Origin of the sequence: Streptomyces sp. NPDC051286 (genome assembly GCF_044455345.1) — a bacterium.
Lineage (GTDB): Bacteria > Actinomycetota > Actinomycetes > Streptomycetales > Streptomycetaceae > Streptomyces.
In genome coordinates, this window is record NZ_JBITER010000011.1 from 1 (window position 1) to 20,118 (window position 20,118).

The following is a 20,118-nucleotide window of genomic DNA, read 5'->3' on the forward strand; positions in this document are numbered from 1 at the left end:
GTGATCTTCACGGACGAGCTGGGCACGCTGTTCGACGACGGCGCCCCACGTACCTCGGGACGGGTCCGTAGATCCGTCCCGTAGGCGACAACTGCTATGACTGCGCATGTGTTTCATGTTCATTGACCATCACGGTGGCCATTTCGACGAGCAATCCGCAGCTGCTGCACCGGGCACGCCGCACCCGTCCAAGCCGCCGTACCCCGCATCCCGCGATCCCGACCGGCGGACACCCCGCCCTACGATGACACGAGACCTCGGAGTCACCCATGCCCTTTCTGGTCACCGCCGTCGCCCTTATCGCCGTGCTCTGTCTGCTGAACCTGCTGCTCACCTTCGGTGTCATACGCAAACTCCGCGCCCAGGCCGAGGAGAAGGGCGACAGGGTGGTGGAAGGCCTTATCATCCCGGCCGGCTCCGCTGTCCCCGGCTTCTCCGCGGTCACTACCGCCGGTGAGCGGATCACCCGCGAGGGCCTCGGCGAGACCATGCTCGGCTTCTTCTCACCCGACTGCCGGGCCTGCAAGGAGCGGCTGCCGCTCTTCGTGGAGCAGGCCCGTACCGCCACCCGTGAGACCGGTCGCAGCGTCCTCGCCGTTGTGCACGGCACCGAGGAGGAGGCCCGTGAGCAGGTGGCGGTCCTGTCCGAGGTCGCCCATGTCGTGGTCGAGCCGGGTGATGGACCGCTCGGCGAGGCCTTCGACATCACCGGGTACCCGGTCTTCGGACTGATCACCTCCGACGGCACGCTCGCTGCCACCGTCTTCGACCCGGCCCGCCTGCCGGCGCCCTCGAAGGCCACCGTCTGACACAGCACCGCCCCGTGGCGGTGTCGTGTCGGCGCGGGCCGACAGCCCGCGGGCACCGCTCACGCACGCCGCGCTCGCCCGCAACGAACCGAACGAGGCCCTCCGCGCTCCTCGCTCCCCGACAGCTCCGGAGTGGGCGGGAGCGGACCCGGGTGGGCAGCGGCGGCGTACGTACGCCCCGCATGGTCAAGGCCGTCCGGTTGCTGGTCTTGCGAGAGCAATACCGCGTCGACCGTCCCCACCTCCTGCGCGCCCAGGGCGGGCCTGGCCAGCTTGACGAGCCTGCGCTCGCCGATCGGGTAGTCGCCGGGGCGTCGAAGGTCGGGTCGGTCAGCAGGCGCAGGCCGCCGTATTCGATGAGTGCGGTCGTTCCGCCGAGATAGGTGAGTGCAGTCATCCCGGTGCCGGCATCCTCAACCGCCCGGATATTCCAGGGAGATACCGCTGCGGACGCTCGTGCCCCGCTGAGAAGAATGCCGTTGACTGGTGGTGTCCGCTCCACCGACCGCCCCCCCGGGTGTCGGGAGGACGAAGTCTGCGACGACTGGGAGCTGCCGGACCTGCTCGTCGCTGACGCCGGGTATGGGGATGCCACAGGTTTCCGCCTGGGCCTGATCGAACGCGGTCTGACCCACGCAGTGGTAGGCGGGCGCGACTACGAGGCCGCCTGCGAACGCGGACGGGGCCTGGATCACGCCGAGGCGCCAGCCCTGATCGAGCTTGCCTCGGGTGACCCGGCCCCGCCCGGTCACGGAGGATTCACCGCCGGGCGAGCGAGTGCGGCGCGAGCTCCTCCTTGCGATCGCTCTCCGTTTTCTCCTTCTCGCGGCTCATGGCACTCGGCCACCACATCCAGCGACCGATGTCGTACGTCAGGGCGGTGACGAGGACAGAGCGCACCACGAAGGTGTCGAGGAGTACGCCGAACGCGACCGCGAAGCCGATTTCCGCCGCGAAGACCAGTGGCAGCGTCGCGAGCGCGGCGAATGTTCCGGCGAGCACGATGCCCGCGGATGTGATCACGCCGCCGGTGGCGCTCAGGCCGCGCAGCGCTCCGCGCCGGGTGCCGTGCACCCTGGATTCCTCGTGCACCCGCGTCATCAGGAAGATGTTGTAGTCGACTCCCAGGGCGATGAGGAAGACGAAGATCCACAGCGGAATCTGCGGGTCGGCTCCGGCGAACCCGAAAATGTGCTGGAAGGTCAGGGCGCTCACACCGAGCGCCGCCGCGAACGACAGCACGACGGTGCCGAGCAGGACCAGCGGCGCGACGAAGGCACGCAGCAGCACGCCGACGATGAGGCCCACGACAACCAGGACGAGCGGGACCAGCAGGGTCCGGTCGTGCTGGGCGGCCCTCCGGTAGTCGAGGTCGATCGCGTTGCCTCCACCCACCTTGGCCTCCGCGCCGGGGACGGCGTGCACCGCATCACGCAGCCGGTCGACGGTTGCGAACGCCGCGTTGCTGTTCGAGGCGGCCGTCAGCGTGCCCTCCAGGTAGACGTGGCCGTCCTTCACAACCGGCGCGGTGACGTCCGTGATCCCGGGCGTGGCGGCCACGGCGGACCGTAGCGGTTCGGCCGCGCCGGTGGAGCCGATGATCTGGACGGGATCGCCGCCGCCCGCCGGGAAGTGCCGGACCATCGCCTGCTCACCGGTGACGGCTTCGGGCTTGCTGGTGAAGGAGTCCTTCAGCTGCATGTTGTCCGCCGTGAACCCGATCAGGCCGAGCGCCAGCACACCGAGCACGACCGAGGTACCGATCCAGGTGGTGCGCGGCCGGCGGGACACCACGCGCCCGATCCACGTCCACGGGCCGCGCTGCGCCGGCTGCGGGGAGCCGAACGTGGGCCGGACCGGCCAGAACACCCAGCGCCCGAGGATGACGAGGAGAGCCGGAAGCAGTGTGATCATCGCGGCCAGGGCGCTCGCGACGCCGATGGCCATCGCAGGCCCCAGGCTCTTGGTCGAGTTGAGCTCGGCCACGAGGAAACACAGCATGCTCAGGACCAGCGTCACGCCACTGGCGAGGATGGCTGACCCGGCGTGTCGCAGGGCGACCGCCATCGCCTCATGCCGGTCCTCGTGTCGGCGCAGTTCTTCGCGGTAGCGGGCAATGAGCAGCAGGGCGTAGTCGGTGCCCGCGCCGAAGACCAGCACGGTGAGGATGAACTGGGTGTCCCCCTTGACCGTCAGGCCCCCGTACCGGGCGAAGAGGTAGATCGTCGCCTGTGCGACGACCAACGCCACACCCACGCAGATCAACGGGGCGATCCACAGCACCGGGCTGCGATAGGTGAGTAGCAGGATGACGACGACGATCGCGACCGTCAGCAGGAGCAGCGCCTTGTCGGCACCCGAGAACGCGTTGGCCTGGTCCGCGGCGTAGCCCGCGGGTCCAGTGACGTGCGTGGTGACGCCGGGATGGGAGTGGAGGATCGACCGCATCTCCTTGACGGCGGTCTCGATCTCGCTTGAGCCCGTGTGCCCGGCGCCCTCGGACTTGATGGGGACGACGAGCTCGATCGCCCGGCCGTCCTTCGCGACCACCGGGCCGACGATGGGCGTGGTCACGTGCGCCAACTGCGCGAAGCGCCGGGAGTCCGCCGCGGCCACCGCCCGGTCGTCCGCGGTGACGGCGCCATCGGCGCGCTCATAGACGACGACCGCCGAGCTGACGTCCGGTGTGAACTTCTTCGCCAGTTCGATGGCCTGTGTCGACTCGGCATTCTTCGGCAGGAACGTGCCCACGTCGTTCTTCTGGACGCTGGTGAACTTGCCGCTGAAGATGCTGCCGACGACCACCAGGCCGATCCAGAACACGAGGACGGCCCATTTGGCCCTCCGGCCGGACGAAAATGTTAATACTCGCATGAAAACTCCACTGAAAAGGTTCGGGCAAGGGGGATGACGACTGCCTGGAGAAGGTCGATGTTCATGTGCCGCAGCGTGCCGGTCCGTCGTGCCAGGCCCAGCACAGATCCCTGTCGGATCGCCCCTCAGCCCTGCTTGCTGTAGAGGCGGAGCGTGATCGGGGCGCACACGAGGGTGATGACGGCGGTCGCGGTGAGGGACCAGGCGACCGCGCCGCCGGCGCCGCCGGTGTCGTTCATCAGGTCCCGGGCCGCGGTCGCGACGTGGCTGAGTGGGTTGACGTCGACGAAGGCCTGGAGCCAGCCGGGCATGCTGCTGGGCTGGACGAAGATGTTGCTGGCGAACGAGAGCGGCATCAGCACGGCGTTGGCGATGCTGATCACGACGGCCGGGTCGTGGATGACCAGGGCGAGGGCGGCCCACAGCAGGGACAGCGAGAGCCCGAAGGCGACGACCAGGGCGACCGCGGCGAGCACGCCCAGCGCGCCGCCGTCGGGGCGATAGCCCATGAGCGCGCCGAGGACCACCACGATGGCGGAGGCGAACAGGTAGCGGGCGGCATCGCTGAGCAGGCCGCCGAGCACGAAGGCGCCGCGCCAGACCGGCAGGCCGCGGAAGCGGTCAAAGGCTCCGCTCCGCACGTCCTGGGCGAGACGGGCACCGCCGTACATGGTGACGATGGCGATGCTCATGGCGAGCACGCCGGGCAGGAGGATCTTGAGGTAGTCGCTGGTCGAACCGCTGACGGCGCCGCCGAACAGGTACGTGAACAGCACGGTGAACAGGATCGGGATGGCGGCCGAGTCCACGAGCTGCTTGGGGTCGTGCTTGATCTTGAGCATGGCGCGCCTGCCGAAGGCGGCCGAGGCGGCGAGTGCCCCGGCACGGCGGCGTAAGCGTCCCGCGGCGAGCAGGACGTCGATCGGGTCGGCCTCCGCCGCGGCGGGACGCGTGGAGGCGGCAGGAATACTCATACGCTCAGGCCCTCGTGGTCGATGGTGGCCTGACCGGCCTGACCGGCCTGATGGCCGGTCAGGGCGAGGAAGGCCTCGTCCAGGCTGGGCCGGCCGAGGGAGAGATCGGCGATGCCCACCCCGGCGTCGGCGAGCCGGGTCGCGGCGCGCCCGACCAGCCGGCCCACGTCCGTCGCGTCAGGCCGGGTGGCGAGCAGCACGGACAGGGCGAGCGGGTCGGCGGCGAGCTGGACCGTCCCCTCCAGGGCACCGGCCAGGATCTGCAGCGCTTGCGGGCGCTGCTCGCCGTCGAGGAGCCGGAGGTGCAGGGTGCCTGAGCCGACTCGGGACTTGAGCTGGGCGCTGGTGCCTTCGGCCACGATCCGGCCGTTGTCGATGACCGCGATCTGTTCGGCGAGCTGGTCGGCCTCCTCGAGGTACTGGGTGGTGAGCAGCACCGTGGTACCGGCCGCGGCGATCCGGCGAACCAGCTCCCACACCTGGTTGCGGCTGCGCGGGTCAAGACCGGTGGTGGGCTCGTCGAGGAACAGCAGGTCGGGGGTCACGATCAGGCTGGCGGCGATATCGAGCCGGCGGCGCATGCCGCCCGAGTAGCCGCCCACCGGGCGGCCGGCCGAGCGGGTCAGGTCGAACGCGACGAGCAGATCGTTGGCGCGCTGTCTGCCGGCCGCTCGGGACAAGCCGTGGAGCCGGCCGAGGATCAGCAGGTTCTCGTATCCGGTCAGGTCCTCGTCGAGGGAGGCGAACTGACCGGTCACCGCCACCCGGGCCCGGATCGCGTCCGCCTCGGTCAGCACGTCATGGCCGAGGACGCGGGTGGTGCCGCCGTCCGGCCGGGTCAACGTGGCCAGGATGCGGATCGTGGTGGTCTTGCCCGCCCCGTTGGGGCCGAGGAAGCCGAACACCTGACCGCGCCGGACCGTGAGGTCGATCCCGTCCAGCGCCCGGTTCTTTCCATAGACCTTGACCAGACCGTGCGCCTCGATCGCCGGATGATCTCCATCCAGGCTTTTCTTTGACATGCTGTAAGAGTTAGCTATCTCTTACAACATGTCAAGGCTATGCTCGAACGCATATCATTCTTGGCATGGTTGACCCGCACGACACCGCCACGCCGCCACGCCGCCGCCGGTCCGACGCCCGGCGCAGCATCGACGCCATCCTCAACGCGGCCCGGGGCGTGCTCGGCGAGCGGCCCGACGCGAGCATGGAGGACATCGCCGTCACGGCCGGCGTCACGCGCCAGACCGTCTACGCGCACTTCCCTTCACGCGACGCCCTGGTAGCCGCCCTCGTCGAGGCCGCGGCCGCCGAATTCGCCGCCATGCTCGACGACGCGGGCCTCGACACTGCCCCGCCCGCCGACGCGCTGGCCCAGTTCCTCGGCGCCGGCTGGCGGTTCCTCGACCGCTATCCCATGCTGCTGAACGCCACCGCGGCCCGGATCCCGCGGCCCGACAACGACCCCCATGACTTCGCGCCCCCGCGGCTCGAACGGCTCATCCAACGAGGCCAGCACGCGGGCGACTTCGACCCGTCACTCCCCGCGGCCTGGCTCGCCGCCGTTATTTTCGGGCTCCAGCACACGGCCGTGGCACAAGTCGCAACCGGGCGCCTCACTGCCCACGAGGCAGAGGCTCTGTGCTTGGAAAGCGCACTGCGCCTCTGCGGCGGGGAGGCGCGTTGCTAGGGCGTGTTTCGAAAGTCCCGCCTGCCTGGCGACGCCTGGCACGCACGCTCGCTGCGTTGTTGGGCTCTCCCCGATACGCCCAGTATCGGGGTGACCCTCCGCCTTGCGATCGCACGCACCAGACGCCGCCAGGCCCGCCCTGCGGGCGGACGACGCTCCTTTCGAAACACGCCCTAGTGCCGTGACCGGCCATGTTTGCCCCATGAGGAGCTGCCAGGGCTTGTGGCCGACGTGGCGAGCGGGCGTGCCGGGCGGCGCGACCTGCCGCACGCCGAGGATCGCCGCGGCCCACGCCGTACGCCGCGGAGGAGCATGCCGTTGACTACCGGCGTCCGCTCCACCGACCGCCCCCGGGTGTCGGCAGATGGGACCTGAAATGGTCGGGGTCCTTGTAGTGCTTGGTCAGCGTTGGTGTTGAGCTCCGACATTTCGAATCCCTTTCTTCCGTTGGAAAACCGGGGCCAAGAGCACAAGCCCAGGCGCTGTGAAGGATTCGTGCACCAAACAGCCCGTCAAGGGTCACCTTTCGGCCAGGCATTCCAATCGAGAGCTATTCACCCCAAGGCGTTCAATGCGGGACGGTACGGACACCTGGGAAGTGACACGTGATGCTCATCACGTAAAGATTCTATCTATTGCTGGCTGCGTCGCAGTCATCAGTGTTATGTGATCTGGCGGATTCTGGAGCAGCGCTATCGGACTGGTAGGGTGCGCGGGGTGCTCATCAAGGGAACCTTTTCCGTCCTGCGCCACAAACAGTTTCGCATCTTCATGCTGGCTCGACTTATATCGATGAGTGGTTCGGCAATGGCGCCCGTCGCCCTGGCATTCAGCGTTCTCGGCTTTGACAGCAAGCCGAATTCGCTGGCCATCGTGCTGGCCAGTAACACCGTTCCGCAAATAGTCCTGCTGTTGGCGGGGGGAGTGGTCGCCGACCGGCTCTCCAAACGACGCCTCATCGTATTCGGTAATCTCGCGCTGGCCCTGACCCAGGCCGGTGTGGTTCTACTGGTTGCGTCGGGCACCGCGGACACCGTGCGAATCGCCGTTTTCGCCGCCGTCGCAGGCGGCTCCTCGGCCATCATGCAACCTGCCATGAACAGCCTGCTGCCGCAGATTGTCGACGCCTCGGAGCTCCAGGAGGCGAATGCCCTCCTGCGTCTTCCGACCAACGTCATCAGAATCGTGGCACCGGCTATCGGAGGTGCACTCGTGGCACTCGTCGGACCACAGTGGGCTTTGGTGTGGGATGCGGCTAGTTTCGCCCTTGCTGCCGCGTTGTGTAATCGCCTCGTCATTTCCGGGCCGATGAAGGCGCGCACATCTATAATCCGCGATTTCCAGGAGGGATGGAAAGAATTCTCAGGCCGTTTTTGGCTGTGGTCCTATGTTCTTTCCGGAACGGTTGTCGTTGCGCTTTGGCTGGGTGGGTATCAGCTCCTCGGGCCTGTGGTCACCCATGAACGGAATCTCAGTGCTGCCGTCTGGGGAACCGTTCAAGGAGCATTTGCTGTCGGTCTGGTCGCCGGTGGCGTAATTTCCCTGAAGTGGAAACCGTCCAGAATCATGGTCGCCTGTATCTGTGCGAATCTTCCCTTGGCGCTTCCCCTGCTCGCCCTGGCCGCCGGGACACCGCTGCTCGTGCTGGCTGCCTCGGCGGTCCTCGCGGGGATCGGTCTCGACATAGCCATCGTGTGCTGGAACACCGCCATGCAGCAGCAGCTTCCGGAGGCTCTGCTGGGGCGGGTGAGTTCAATCAGCGACATCGGTGAACTTGCAGCTGTGCCCTTGGGCTACGTCGTGGTCGGCGCCGCTGCGACCTCCCTTGGCGCTGCCAACGTCCTTGTCGCGAGTGCCGTCGCGATGACCCTGGCAACGCTCGTCCTGCTGTTCGCCCCGAGTGTGTGGAGCATCCACCGGCTCTCCGCCAAGAAGGACGCTCCGGTTGCCGTCTGACCACACCGCGCCGCCGCGCCATCCGCGCAGGTAGGCCACCGTCATGCGGATGCTGCGCGAGCACAACGAGCAGCTGGCCGCCAGGGAACCCGCGCGCTGACCCGTGGAGCATTCCGTAGCGTTGTTTTTCGGCGCGAACTGCTGGGACCCCCGCGCGGACCAGCCGGCCGTGCAGGAAGCCGCCGAGACCGAACAGCCGGATCCGTTTGGCGGCGTGGGGGTCGGTCAGCAGCGAGCGGTCACAGCGGGCAGAAGGGGCCCGTGGCCGGCGGTGACGCCGGCCACGGGCCCCTTGGCGCGATCAGCCTACGTCAGCCGTCGGACTCCGACGACGGGATGTAGGCGCCCGGCACGCCCTCCGGCGTGAAGATCTTGTCCTCGCCGGGGTACGGCTTCTTCCATTCGTGCGTCTGGTACCACGTGAAGTGGTTCATCTGCGCGGGGTTCGCGAAGTCGGGCTCGGCGTTGGGCCCGGTCAGCCGCTGGTGCGACTTCCAGTCCTCCCACTTCGCCGCGATCGCCTGCTTGTCCGCCGGCACCTTCGCCGACGGCGCGGGTGCTGCACTGGGGTTCTGCGGCGCCGGGGTGTCCACGCCGCAGGCAGGCGGGGTCTTCAGGCCGTCGGTCAGCGAGGTCCGGTTGGGCAGCGCCTTGAACGGCGTGTAGTCCGCGTGCTGGGTGAACGCCCCACGCATCGGGCTGGCCGCGCTGTCCTTCTGGTTCATCGGGTGGATCCCGAGGATCTGCTCGATGGTCCGCATCATCGTGATCTGCGAGTAGTAGCGGCTGTCGACCTTGCCGTGCTGCGCCCAGGGGCTGATGATCTGGACCGGGGCACGGTGGCCGTCGATGTGGTCGAGGCCGTTCTGGGAGTCGTCCTCGACGACGAAGATCGCCGAGTCCTTCCAGTACTTGCTGTGCGAGATCTCGTCGACCATCTTGCCGACCGCGAGGTCGTTGTCCGCGACCGCGGCGGGCGCGTTCGTCGGACCACCGGTGTGGTCGTTGGAGAACCAGAACATGTTCAGGTTCGCCGGACCGTTCTTCTGGAAGTCCTGCTTCCAGATCTCGTACTTGTAGACGTCCGGGACGTCCATGTCGAACATCGGGAAGCCGGGCACCGACACCTTGTTGAGCGACGGGATCGCCGAGCCCGTCTGTATGGGGTAGGCGGTCTTCTGCCCCGTCGCGTCCATGTTCTTGGCGTCGCAGTACAGGTTCTGCCAGTTCGCGCCGGACGGCTTGCTCTCGAACGACTGGAACTCGCCGAAGTCCCGCACGGTCTTCCCCGCCGCCTGCGCACCGGTCCAGATGAAGCCGGACTTCTGGTGGCCGAGAGCGTCGTCCTCGGTGTCGTAGCTGCGCTTGTACTCACCGGCCGAGGACTCGGTGTACTCCGGGTTGTCGGCCTGCATCAGCCAGTTGTGACCTTCGGCGGAGTTCGTGCCGATGTCGTACGTGTTGTCGTACAGCCCGAACTGCTTGGCCAGCGCGTGCTGGTTCGGCGTCACGTTCTCGCCGAACTGCGTAAGCGACGGGTCGCCGTTGCCCTGCGGCATGTCACCGAAGACCTGGTCGTAGGTCCGGTTCTCCTTGACGAGCAGGAAGACGTGCTTGATCGTCGAGGGGTCGCCGAGCTTCACCGGGACCGGCACCGGCTTCGCGTCGCCCGTGCCCTGGATGACCGAGCTGCCGTGCCAGCCGTTCTGCGTGAAGACCTTGCCGGTCTCGGACTTGATGACACTGTCGTCCGGCAGCGTGAACTGCGTCAGGCTCGACGTCGTGTCGTGGGTGCCGTGCCCGGCCTTGTTGGTGGGGCGAAGGGCGTCAATACCACGGGTGTTGGAAACGACCACGTTCTCGCCGACGGTGGTGATCTCCGCAGGGAAGTAGTCCGTCGGAAGCAAGCCCACGTAGCCGGCCGGCTCCTGCGGGGAGGTGTACCGGTAGACGGCGACCGCGTTGGCGCGGCCGAGCGTCACCAGCAGGCGACCGTCGTCGGTGAGCGTCACCGCGTTGGGCTCGTAGCCGACCGACGCCTCCGGCCACGGCTGGGTGGCGATGGTCTGCACGACCTTGTCGTTGGCGGTGTTGATGACCGACACGTTGTTGTCCGCGGTGTTGGTGACGAACACCGCCCCGTTCTTGGCGTACACCGCGGTCGGGTGCAGACCGACGTCGATGCTCGTAGCGGCGGCGGACGGGTCCGCCAGGTTGATGACGCTGACCGTGCCGGTGGTGGTGGCACCGGTGTCCGGGTCGGCCAGCACCTGGGTGCCGTAGGAGTTCATCGTGGTGTCGCCGGGCTTCGCCGGACGCCCGCCCTCGTTGCTGACGTAGAGCTTGTTGCCGACCATGGCGATGCCACGGGGGGCGTTGCCCACGGCCCAGCTCTGCTTGATGGTCCCGGTCGCCGCGTCGATGGCGACCACCCGGTTCTGGCCGTTGACCGCGGAGTACACCGTGGAGCCGTCGGCCGAGAACACCGCCGCACCCACCAGTGCCTGCTTGGAGCCGTCGGCCGGGATCGAGACGGTCGCCGGGTTGGACAGGGTGCCGTCCGGGTTCACGGTGAACTTGGTGTAGCCGTCGAGCTGGCCCAGCCACAGCTGCGAACCATCGGGCGAGTACGTCGGACCCTCCTGGCCGACGGAGTTGCTCTTGATGCGCAGGTCCGCCGACGCCGGGGTACCGACGCGCTGCTTCACCTGCCCGGTCTTGAGGTCCATGATGACCAGTGCTATCCCACCGTCGGTGACCGAGGCCGCGAGGTGGGTGCCGTCCGGGCTGGCCGAGGACGACATGATCTTGCCGTCGTTGATGACGGTGCGGCTGCCGTACGGGGCGATGTACTGGTCGGCGGAGACGACCTGGCCGTTAGCGGTGACCTGGCCGACCTCCTCGGTGCCGAACTGATGTGTCTGAGCAACAGCGGTGCCCGTGACGGCGAGAACGACAGCGATGCCCGCCGTTACCAGAGGGGTCCGGCGGCCGACGCGTCGACCGAAAAGGCTGATCTGTTCCTTCTCGTTAATCCGACGCTGCCGTGTTACCTGCATGGGATTATCCCTTCGGGGTGGTGTCGAGCAGTTCGACGTTGCCGTCGAACTGCCAAAGGGGGTTCGGTGCGTCCCCGGTCGGGGTCCGCACCAGGAAGTAGCCGTTCACTTCCTTCGGTCCGTCGCCATCGGCTACGAACCGCCCGTCTGAGGCGACGTCAAGCTGGTAGATGGCCGTCCCCGCGGCCTCGACGCCGGGGAGATGCCAGGTGACGACGCAACGCCAGTCATTGCCCGCTCCCTGGGGGGCGACCTGGCCGCCGCTCTTGTTGCACGCCGTCGTGACCCGCAGCTGCGCCTCGGTGACGGCAGGGCGGTTGAGCTGCTGGGTCTGTATGCGGTAGAGGTGGGCGAATGCCGTGGCGACCGACCGCTGCACCTTGTCCTGCTCGATTCCGGACCCCATCGACGGGGTCGCCACGGCGACCACCGCAACGGTGAGGGCGGCCAGTCCGGCCAGCGGCAGGAGTCCGGTGGTGATCGCGCGGCGCCCGGAACCGTCGTAGGCCAGGTTGGTGAAGTCGCGCCGCAGGAAAAGCAGGTACGCCAGCGCTGTCGCGACCACCGCCCACACCAGGCTGACCACGATGCCGATCAGGAGCGGGCCGACCTGTGCCGGGCTGGTGAACAGGCCGTTCCAGGCGGTGAATGCGTAGCCGGGCAGGGCGAGGCGCACGGCGACGGGCAGCGGCAGCATCTGGGCGACCTGCATCGCGAGCGCGACGAGCGGGGGCAGCAGCAGCCCCATCGGGGACCGCCCCAGCGCGACCGACCCGAGGAGCCCGATCGCGGCGAGGGACAGCGTCGGGGCGAGCACGCAGACCCAGGCGAGCAGGACCCTGACGCCGGCGTCCGCCGGCGTCAGCAGATGGCCGTCGAGGCCGACCAGCGGCTGGTTACCGACCGCCACGATCCCGCCGGCCGCGCTGGAACAGGCCAGTCCGGCCACGAGCAGCAGGATGACGGTGAGGCTGGCCAGCGCCTTCGCTGCGAAGATCCGTCGAGGCGACCGGACCGCCACGAGCAGGTGGCGCCAGGTGCCGAGCCGGTCCTCGGAGGCGAACACGTCGCCGGCGACCACCGAGGTCAGCAGCGGGAGCGCCCAGGTGCCCGCGAAACCGAGCACCACCAGCGATCCGGCCCACCCCGTGGCGTGCATCCAGCGACCGAAGAGGGTGTCGGAGGGGAGCGAGCTCTGCTGGCTCACCGCGGCGACGAAGAGCGCCGGCGCGATCCAGCAGGCGAGGACCAGCAAGCGGATCCGCCATTGCGAGACCAACTTGACCAGCTCGAAGCGGTAGCCGCGCGAAATCGAAACGCGGCGGGCACCGGCAACAACGTCGTCGGCGATGGTCGCGGTCATCGGCCGGCCTCCTGCTGCTCGGTCAGGGCGAGGAAGGCGGCCTCGAGCGGCGACACCACGGGTGCGAGCTCGCGCACCGCGACGCCCGCGTGCACGAGCCTGACCACCAGTTCGTCGAGGGCGGGCACCAGCGCGCGCACGACGAGCACTTCGGCGTCATGCCGTGCCCCGGCGTCGTCGACGACGCGGATCCCGGCCGTGTCGACAGCCAGCCCGCGGGCGGCCTGCGGGTCGGAGGTCAGCAGGCGGTAGTCGAGTTCACGGTTCTCGGCGGCCAGCTTGCTCAGCGGGCCTGAGAAGACGACCCGTCCGGTGGCGACGATGGTGACCTCGGAGCACAGTGCCTCGAGGTCGTCCATGCGGTGGCTCGAGAGCACGATGCTGGTTCCGTCCGACGCGAGCCGGGTGAGGACACCGTGTACGTGTCTTTTGCCGGCCGGGTCGAGGCCGTTGGAAGGTTCGTCGAGCACGAGCAGCCGGGGCTTGGTGAGCAGGGCGGCGGCGAGCCCGAGCCGCTGACGCATGCCGAGGGAGAAGCCGCGGGCCCGTTCGTCGGCGACATCGGTGAGCCCGACCTGGTCAAGCACGTCGTCGATTCCCGTTGTCCGCGCGTCGCGGCCGCGGAGAGCGGCCAACGCGGCGAGGTTCTGCCTGGCGGTGAGCGAGGGGTAGAGACCGGGCCCATCCACGAAACCGGCGACACCGTCGGGAGCGGCGAGTGCCCGCCCGACCGGCGTACCCAGGATCTCGAGGTGGCCGCTGTCGGCGACGGCCAGGCCCAGCAGGAGGCCGAGCAGGGTCGTCTTGCCGGCACCGTTGGGTCCGACCAGGCCGTGGATCTGCCCCTGCGCCACATCCAGATCGATGCCGTCGAGTGCGACGACGTCGCCGAAATGCTTGGTGATCCCGCGAGCCCGGATCGCGAGGAGTGTGTCCATGAGCCCTTCCTTTCGAAACCTTCAAGGACCCTAGGGACGGCACACGTGGCAGGCAGGGACAGCCGGTTGAACGTTTATGGAACGGGAGACGACCCGGCGTCCGCCCCGCCGATGCCCCGCCGAGCACCACCGATATGTCGACCAGCCCCCTCGATGGCCGGATCGCAGAGCGCAACGGGCCATCAGACACGTGCCATCGCGAACATCGCCGCCGGTTGGATCGCGATCAGGACAAGGCGTCGACAAGTCCGTGTGGACGGAGTAGCCGGCAGTGAGCCGGACTTGGGCAACACCGGGACGCACCGAGTCCGTACGAAGTGCCGCGCGCGGCCCGCAATGTGGTGCGCTACCAGCGCGAAGCGCGCACCCGCAGCGCGCTGTGCGGGCGCTGCAACAGCGCCAAAGGCGGGGGGTTTTCCTTTTTTATGTCCAGGGTCGGCGCAGGAATGAGCAACTCGTGCAGGTGGTACGGCCGCTGACGCAGCGACCGCCGGGCTGCGACGATGCTGTGCCGGCGCGCGGGGCCTGCGAAGCGGCCTCGGCCTCCTGTGCGGGCTGCAGGCCGGCCAGGGAACGCTCGTCGGAAGACGTACCAGTTGACCCAGAACGACGACGCTTCTCATCCCTGCGGGCGCCCTCGCGTGCCGCCCGCCCGACCTGCTGGGCGTCGGCTGCACATATATTCGGGTCGCCACCCGATGGCAGGGACGAGTCTCCGAGGAGGCGTACCCGAGCAGGCAGGATGAGGGCGGCGTAGGTTCCGGGAACGAAATGGGAAGGCCGAGGCGGGGAAATCATGGGTGGGTTCACCGAGGCGGATCTGCGGGTACTGGCCGGGCCGCGGTCTTTCGAGCGGGGCGAGGACTATCTGGACGCGGTGACCGCTCTGGAGGTCGGCGACGGCTGGATCACCGCCACGGTCCATGGGACGGACGCCTACGAGGTGGAGTTGTCGCTCGATGAGCCTGAAGGGCTCACCGGGGAGTGCGACTGCCCGTACGGAATGGAGGGCAACTTCTGCAAGCACCTGGTCGCGCTCGGCCTGACCGCGCTCGCCCGGTCGGAGAGCCTGCCGGGGGAGTACACCCGTGCCCGCAGCCGTGTTCAGGACCTGGACGCGTGGCTGGCCGCGCTCTCCAGGGACGAGTTGCTCGCACTCGTACGGGAGCAGATCGCCGAGGACCGGCAGGTGCGCCGCCGCTTGGAGTTGCGTGCCGCGAGTGCCCGCGGAGACCTCGCCGAAGTCCGCACCCGGATTCGCGAACTCCTCGACATCGGCCGCTTCGCACGGTACGGATACGTCGAGTACGCCGATGCCCACGCCTACGGCGAACAGGCCTCGCAGGCGGTCTCCGCCATCGCTGATCTGATCGCCTCCGGGCAGGCCGGGGACGCGATCTCCCTGTCCCGGGAGGCGATGCGGATGCTGAACGAGGTGCAGGACGCGATCGACGACTCCGACGGACACCTCAGTCAGGTCGGGACCGCTCTTGCCACAGTCCATCTCGACGCGTGCCGCGCGGCCCGCCCCGATCCGGAGGAGACCGCGCAGTGGCTGGTTGACCATGTGCTCAGCGACTTGGACGACCTGACCGACATCGACCCGCTCGACTACGAGGACGTCCTCGGCGAACGGGGACTGGCCGGCGTAAGGGAGTTGGCGCTCGAAGCCTGGCGTGGCAACCGCACAGGCTGGGCGGAGAAGTACCTGATGGAACGGTTGGCCAAGGCGGCCGGCGATGTGGACTCGGTGATCGCCGTGCACGCGTCCGATCTTGCACGCGACGGCAGTACCCACCTGGTCATCGCACGCGAACTGGACGCTGCCGGCCGTCCCGGCGACGCGCTGCGCTGGGCGGAACGCGGCATCGGCGAGGTCTCCGACACCACCACCCCCGCCATCGGCCTGGTCGACTACCTCTGCGACCGGTACACACGCTCGGACCGGTTCCTCGACGCGGTCGCCGTGCGCCGCGCCCACTTCACCGCCCATCGCTCCCTCGCCGCGTATCAGCAACTGCGCACGGCGGCACAGGCAGCCGACTGCTGGGAGGCCGAGCGCGGGCAGGCGCTGGCGCTGCTGCGTGCCGACGCGGCACAGCGCGAGCGGGTCCGGTACGGCGGCCCGGTCCTGATCGACGCTCTGCTCGACGACAAGGACACCGATGCCGCCTGGCAGGCCGCCACCGCTTCGGGCGCCGACGACCGGCAGTGGCTCACCCTCGCCGACCAGGCCCGCACCACGCGCCCCGCCGACGCGCTGCGCGTCTACCAGCGCCTGGCCGAACCCCTCGAGAAAGAGACCGGCAACGCGGTCTACGAGCGCCTGACCAGCCTGCTCCTGAGCATGCGGGACTGCCACCGCCGCCTGGGCACTCCGGACGATTTCGCCGCGTACCTCGCCGCCTTGCGCGGAGGTCAGAAGCGCAAGCGGAACCTGATGCGGCTGCTCGACCAGCACGCACTGTGACGGCGGCCCCTTTCCGGCACACCGGCAGTGTTCGGTCGGCTCGCCGCTATGGGCAGCGAGCCGCGTCCCGGAGCACAGCTGCTGGCCCGTTACCGGAAAACCGCCAGGGGCCGCCAGGGCACCGCGCCGGAAGTGCGGCGCAGTGCCGCGCACCTACTGAACACCGCTCATGCGCAGCGCACCGGGCCCCTTGATCGGGAACGCGCAGCGCGGGAAGCGGACGAGCGCCGTCGCGTCGAGGCCGCCGAGGCGGCCCGCGCCGACCGACTGAACCACCTCGCCCGCAACGCGGAGCAGGCCTGGGGCAGATCGGCATTCCCCATCCACGCGAGGGTCCGCGCGGTGATGATTTCGCGCGGGCCGTCGCCGCTGCCTGGAAACGTCAGGCGTCCTCGCGCTCCCGTGCCAGGACGTTCACCCGGCCCCGGACGACGAACCAGCCGCCGACCAGTGCCGCCGCGATCAGCGGCAGACACAGCACGGTCGTACGGCCCACTCCGCCGCCCCACCACATCAGGCAGACGACGCCGGCGAGGAAGAACAGCGTGACGATCTGCGTGTAGGGGGCCCAGGGCAGCCGGTACGAGGGGCGGGTGACCCGGCCGTCCCGCGAGCGGTGCCAGAACAGCAGCGAACAGAGCATGATCATGCCCCAGGTACCGAGGATGCCGATCGACGCGAAGTTGAGAACGATCTCGAACGCCTGGCCCGGCATGACGTAATTGAGCACGACGCCCAGGACACCGAAGCCGGCGGTCAGCAGGATGCCGCCGTAGGGCACCTGCCCCTTGTTCATCCGGCCGGTGAACCTGGGTGCGGAGCCTGCCAGCGCCATGGAGCGCAGGATGCGGCCGGTGGAGTACAGGCCGGAGTTCAGACTGGAGAGCGCCGCGGTCAGCACGACCAGGTTCATCACACCGGCCGCGCCCGGGATGCCCAGCTTTTCCATGACCGTGACGAACGGGCTCTGGTCCCCCGAGTACGAGGTGTACGGCAGCAGGAGGGCCAGCAGCACCACCGAGCCGACGTAGAAGAGGCCGACGCGCCACATGATCGAGTTGATCGCCTTGGGCATGATCTTCTCGGGGTTCTCCGTCTCGCCGGCGGCCACGCCGCACAGCTCGACGGAGGCGTACGCGAACACGACACCCTGGATCACCATCAGCATCGGGAGCGTGCCGGTGGGGAAGATGCCGCCGCTGTCGGAGATGGTGGAGAAGCCGGGCGTGTGACCGTCCACCGGGTGCTGGGTGATCACCAGGAAGATCCCGATGAGCATGAACGTGACCAGGGCGGAGACCTTGATGATCGCGAACCAGAACTCCATCTCACCGAAGTACTTCACCGAGATCAGGTTCGCGGTGAGCACGACGGCGAGGGCGATCAGCGCGAGGATCCACTGCGGGATGTCGCTGAACATCGCCCAGAAGTGGGCGTAGGTTGCGGCCGCGGTGATGTCGGCGACGGCGGTGGTCGACCAGTTCAGGAAGTACAGCCAGCCGGCGGCGAAGGCGCCCTTCTCGCCCATGAACTCACGGGCGTATGAGACGAAGGCACCGGAGGAGGGCCGGTAGAGGACCAGCTCGCCGAGCGCGCGGACGACGAAGAAGGCGAAGACACCACAAACCGCATAGGCGAGGGCGAGCGAGGGACCCGCATCGGCCAGTCGCCCGCCTGCGCCCAGGAACAGGCCGGTGCCGATCGCGCCGCCGATGGCGATCATGTTGATGTGACGGGACTTGAGGTCCTTGCTGTAACCGGCATCGCCGGCGTCCCGGTGGGGGGAGCTCGTCGCCGATGGGGCGGCGGCGAGCGTTTCGGCCGCAGTGGAGCGGTCACTCATGGAGGAGATTCGCCTTTGTGGGGGGAAGGTGTGCGGTCCCGGCCGTGGGGGGCCAGGGGGTCGTCACCGTGGCACGGCTCGATGTCCATCATCGGGGATTTCTGTGGTTTTGGCAGTGTCCCACGTCACTCAGGAATAAATCTGAGGTGTGTCAGAGGTTACGGGGCAGTATGCAAGGGGCGTGTGTACGCCTCCGTGAGTCCCGATGTGCCGCGGGCGGTGGTGAAGACCTGTGCGGAGGCGATGGTGTTCGCACATCCGGTCCGGACACTGCGATATCGGCGGCGCCGGAACCGTGGCGCAAGCGGTGAGCGTTGCGATTTTCGCAACACCCTCGTACGCTGGCCGCATGGGCGAGAGTGTGAGTGAACGTGTACGTAAAGTCATGGACGCGGCCTCGATCCACCAGGCAGCGTTCGCCGAGACCATAGGACTGACCCCCGACAAACTGTCGAAGTCTCTCAGTGGCGTCCGACGATTCACGTCCCTTGACCTCGCCCGGATCGCCGAATTCGGCAACACCACCGTCGACTGGCTCCTGACCGGCCGCGAGCCGCTCCGTCCTGCCTTCGCGGCCCGCGCAAGCGCCCCGGAAGCCGATGGTCAGGGACACGACACGCTCAGGGATCTCGTCGAAAGGTTCACGACGGCCCACGAGGTACTGGAATGTCTCGGCCGGTCACCGGAGCTGCCGGAGCTGCCGTCCGTCCGGAGCGAGGTGGAGCGCCATGTCGACCAGGGTGTGGCTCTGGCCGAGGACGCACTGGCCGCCGCCGGGACACCGACGGTCAGCGATCTGGAGACGCCCGAGCTGGTCCACGTCATGGAGCGTGCCTTCGGCGTGGACGTGGCGAAGATCGGCTTGCCCAACGGTGTCGACGGTGCGGCCTGGCAGGCGGACGGATTCCGGCTCATCATGATCGGCCGGACGAAGGTGCCGACGCGCCAGCGCTTCACGCTCGCCCATGAACTCGGGCACATCCTGGCCCGGGACGCCCAGGACCTCCTCACGGAGACTCATCTCGCGCCCGGCCGGCAGAAGGACCTGACAGAGATCCGCGCCAATGTGTTCGCCGCCAACCTGCTGATGCCCAGGGACGAGATGAACGCCGCTGCGAAAGGGCGTGACCTCACGGACGAAGAGCTCAGATCGCTCGTCGTGCGCTTCAAGGTGTCGCCGAGCGCACTGGCCGCCCGGCTTTCCCAGCTGGGCTTCATCGATACGGAGACGAGAGGCAGGCTGCGCGAGCTCACCACGGAGGCTTGCCACTTGCTGACCGGACAGAGCGATGCTTTCGCAGCCCGCACTGCCTGGGCGGAAGCCGCCCGGCTGCCTTTCCGCCCCATCCGGTCGCTGTACGAGGCCTACCTCGCCGGAGAGACGACCCTGCGCCCGCTGGCCGCCTACACCGGCCTGGACGTTGACGAGATCCGCGCGACCCTCGAACCCGAGCCGGAGGACGGCACACCGTCCACAGCCGACGTGGACGAAGGGGACCTGGTCTTCCAGCCATGACACGCCACTGTTGGTTCCCCGACAACACTGTGCTGTGCAACTTCGCGGCGGTCGACCGTCTGGGCCTGCTGGAAAAGATCCTGGACGGTCGCGGCCGCTGGACGCAGGCGGTTTCGGCGGAGGCCCAGCAGTCGACCCGGTACTGGCCGCGGCTGCGCCAGGTGACCGAGGACGGGTGGCTCGGCGATCCCATCGAGATCGACGACCCGGCCGAAACCGCACGCGTGGACCGCATACGCCGCGTGGTGTTCGGCGGCTCACCGTCCCGGCCGCTGCAACACCTGGGCGAGGCGGAGACGCTGGTCATCATCGAGCACCGCAGAGAGTTGGCAGACTCCGTATGGATCACGGACGACGGAGAAGCGGGCCGCTACGCCCGCCGCAAGGGCATCCGCGTCAAGAACACGGTCGACCTCATGCGGAAGGCCGTCGTCGCCGGCCTGACCCCGGCCAGTGAGGGGCACCGCTTGCTGCTCGCGATGGCGGCGGCTGGTCGTCATGTACGAGACGTTCCGCACAGGCCTGAAGGCCTGCTGCCGTGAGGCATGACTCCCACCGAGACGCCGCTGCAAGTTCTCCGGCCACACGTACGCCGGGTCAGCGTGGTGTTGAGGGTCCGGTCTTCC

The 20,118-nt window shown here is 68.4% G+C and carries 14 protein-coding genes; 6 read left to right on the forward strand and 8 right to left on the reverse strand.

Annotated elements, in window-relative coordinates; translation table 11 throughout:
* Positions 1-269 precede the first annotated feature (269 nt).
* Positions 270-809, forward strand: coding sequence for a hypothetical protein (locus ACIBB8_RS13660; RefSeq protein WP_398951607.1), 540 nt, complete (start codon positions 270-272; stop codon positions 807-809).
* 759 nt (positions 810-1,568) lie between these two features.
* Here the strand turns inward: ACIBB8_RS13660 and ACIBB8_RS13665 are convergent.
* The 3 genes from ACIBB8_RS13665 to ACIBB8_RS13675 all read right to left on the reverse strand — a co-directional run bounded on the left by ACIBB8_RS13665 (position 1,569) and on the right by ACIBB8_RS13675 (position 5,679).
* Complete coding sequence (locus ACIBB8_RS13665) at positions 1,569-3,683, reverse strand: MMPL family transporter (RefSeq protein WP_398951609.1); 2,115 nt, start codon at positions 3,681-3,683, stop codon at positions 1,569-1,571.
* Between the two features lie 125 nt (positions 3,684-3,808).
* The gene (locus ACIBB8_RS13670; RefSeq protein WP_398951611.1) at positions 3,809-4,657 is read right to left on the reverse strand and encodes an ABC transporter permease; all 849 of its coding nucleotides are present in this window, start codon (positions 4,655-4,657) and stop codon (positions 3,809-3,811) included.
* On the reverse strand, positions 4,654-5,679 hold the full coding sequence (locus tag ACIBB8_RS13675) for an ATP-binding cassette domain-containing protein (RefSeq protein WP_398951613.1): 1,026 nt from the start codon (positions 5,677-5,679) through the stop codon (positions 4,654-4,656). The genes ACIBB8_RS13670 and ACIBB8_RS13675 overlap by 4 nt, the downstream gene beginning before the upstream one ends.
* Positions 5,680-5,744: 65 nt before the next feature.
* Between ACIBB8_RS13675 and ACIBB8_RS13680 the strand changes: the two genes are divergently transcribed.
* Both ACIBB8_RS13680 and ACIBB8_RS13685 read left to right on the forward strand, forming a co-directional pair.
* Complete coding sequence (locus tag ACIBB8_RS13680; protein ID WP_398951615.1) at positions 5,745-6,347, forward strand: TetR/AcrR family transcriptional regulator; 603 nt, start codon at positions 5,745-5,747, stop codon at positions 6,345-6,347.
* Between the two features lie 717 nt (positions 6,348-7,064).
* The gene (locus tag ACIBB8_RS13685) at positions 7,065-8,303 is read left to right on the forward strand and encodes an MFS transporter (RefSeq protein WP_398951617.1); all 1,239 of its coding nucleotides are present in this window, start codon (positions 7,065-7,067) and stop codon (positions 8,301-8,303) included.
* Positions 8,304-8,614: 311 nt separating this feature from the next.
* Here the strand turns inward: ACIBB8_RS13685 and ACIBB8_RS13690 are convergent, their stop codons facing one another.
* The 3 genes from ACIBB8_RS13690 to ACIBB8_RS13700 are packed head-to-tail and all read right to left on the reverse strand — an operon-like array spanning position 8,615 to position 13,663.
* Positions 8,615-11,362: a bifunctional YncE family protein/alkaline phosphatase family protein gene (locus ACIBB8_RS13690; RefSeq protein ID WP_398951620.1), complete on the reverse strand. Its 2,748-nt coding sequence runs from the start codon at positions 11,360-11,362 to the stop codon at positions 8,615-8,617.
* A 4-nt stretch (positions 11,363-11,366) separates the two neighbouring features.
* Complete coding sequence (locus tag ACIBB8_RS13695; protein ID WP_398951622.1) at positions 11,367-12,725, reverse strand: ABC transporter permease; 1,359 nt, start codon at positions 12,723-12,725, stop codon at positions 11,367-11,369.
* Positions 12,722-13,663, reverse strand: a complete 942-nt coding sequence (locus tag ACIBB8_RS13700; RefSeq protein ID WP_398951624.1) for an ABC transporter ATP-binding protein — start codon at positions 13,661-13,663, stop codon at positions 12,722-12,724. Before ACIBB8_RS13700 ends, ACIBB8_RS13695 begins: the two co-directional genes overlap by 4 nt.
* A 796-nt stretch (positions 13,664-14,459) precedes the next feature.
* On the opposite strand from ACIBB8_RS13700, the gene ACIBB8_RS13705 reads away from it, so the two are divergent.
* Positions 14,460-16,133: an SWIM zinc finger domain-containing protein gene (locus ACIBB8_RS13705; protein WP_398951626.1), complete on the forward strand. Its 1,674-nt coding sequence runs from the start codon at positions 14,460-14,462 to the stop codon at positions 16,131-16,133.
* Between the two features lie 153 nt (positions 16,134-16,286).
* Here the strand turns inward: ACIBB8_RS13705 and ACIBB8_RS13710 are convergent, their stop codons facing one another.
* Positions 16,287-16,409 carry a hypothetical protein gene (locus tag ACIBB8_RS13710; protein WP_398951628.1) on the reverse strand — a complete coding sequence of 41 codons (123 nt, stop codon included), beginning with the start codon at positions 16,407-16,409 and terminating at the stop codon, positions 16,287-16,289.
* Between the two features lie 106 nt (positions 16,410-16,515).
* Positions 16,516-17,976 (reverse strand): amino acid permease, encoded by a 1,461-nt coding sequence (locus ACIBB8_RS13715; RefSeq protein WP_398951630.1) that lies wholly within the window; start codon positions 17,974-17,976, stop codon positions 16,516-16,518.
* 349 nt (positions 17,977-18,325) lie between these two features.
* On the opposite strand from ACIBB8_RS13715, the gene ACIBB8_RS13720 reads away from it, so the two are divergent.
* Both ACIBB8_RS13720 and ACIBB8_RS13725 read left to right on the forward strand, forming a co-directional pair.
* A complete protein-coding gene (locus ACIBB8_RS13720) occupies positions 18,326-19,492 on the forward strand; it encodes a helix-turn-helix domain-containing protein (protein ID WP_398951632.1) in 1,167 nt (388 codons plus the stop codon).
* Positions 19,489-20,034, forward strand: a complete 546-nt coding sequence (locus ACIBB8_RS13725) for a hypothetical protein (protein WP_398951634.1) — start codon at positions 19,489-19,491, stop codon at positions 20,032-20,034. The genes ACIBB8_RS13720 and ACIBB8_RS13725 overlap by 4 nt, the downstream gene beginning before the upstream one ends.
* Positions 20,035-20,118: the final 84 nt, after the last annotated feature.

Coding starts and splice junctions, on each gene's coding strand:
- ACIBB8_RS13660 (WP_398951607.1), top strand. CDS start 270: ATGCCCTTTCTGGTCACCGCCGTCGCCCTTATCGCCGTGCTCTGTCTG.
- ACIBB8_RS13680 (WP_398951615.1), top strand. CDS start 5,745: ATGGTTGACCCGCACGACACCGCCACGCCGCCACGCCGCCGCCGGTCC.
- ACIBB8_RS13695 (WP_398951622.1), bottom strand. CDS start 12,725: ATGACCGCGACCATCGCCGACGACGTTGTTGCCGGTGCCCGCCGCGTT.
- ACIBB8_RS13675 (WP_398951613.1), bottom strand. CDS start 5,679: ATGTCAAAGAAAAGCCTGGATGGAGATCATCCGGCGATCGAGGCGCAC.
- ACIBB8_RS13715 (WP_398951630.1), bottom strand. CDS start 17,976: ATGAGTGACCGCTCCACTGCGGCCGAAACGCTCGCCGCCGCCCCATCG.
- ACIBB8_RS13665 (WP_398951609.1), bottom strand. CDS start 3,683: ATGCGAGTATTAACATTTTCGTCCGGCCGGAGGGCCAAATGGGCCGTC.
- ACIBB8_RS13700 (WP_398951624.1), bottom strand. CDS start 13,663: ATGGACACACTCCTCGCGATCCGGGCTCGCGGGATCACCAAGCATTTC.
- ACIBB8_RS13670 (WP_398951611.1), bottom strand. CDS start 4,657: ATGAGTATTCCTGCCGCCTCCACGCGTCCCGCCGCGGCGGAGGCCGAC.
- ACIBB8_RS13690 (WP_398951620.1), bottom strand. CDS start 11,362: ATGCAGGTAACACGGCAGCGTCGGATTAACGAGAAGGAACAGATCAGC.
- ACIBB8_RS13720 (WP_398951632.1), top strand. CDS start 18,326: ATGGGCGAGAGTGTGAGTGAACGTGTACGTAAAGTCATGGACGCGGCC.
- ACIBB8_RS13725 (WP_398951634.1), top strand. CDS start 19,489: ATGACACGCCACTGTTGGTTCCCCGACAACACTGTGCTGTGCAACTTC.
- ACIBB8_RS13705 (WP_398951626.1), top strand. CDS start 14,460: ATGGGTGGGTTCACCGAGGCGGATCTGCGGGTACTGGCCGGGCCGCGG.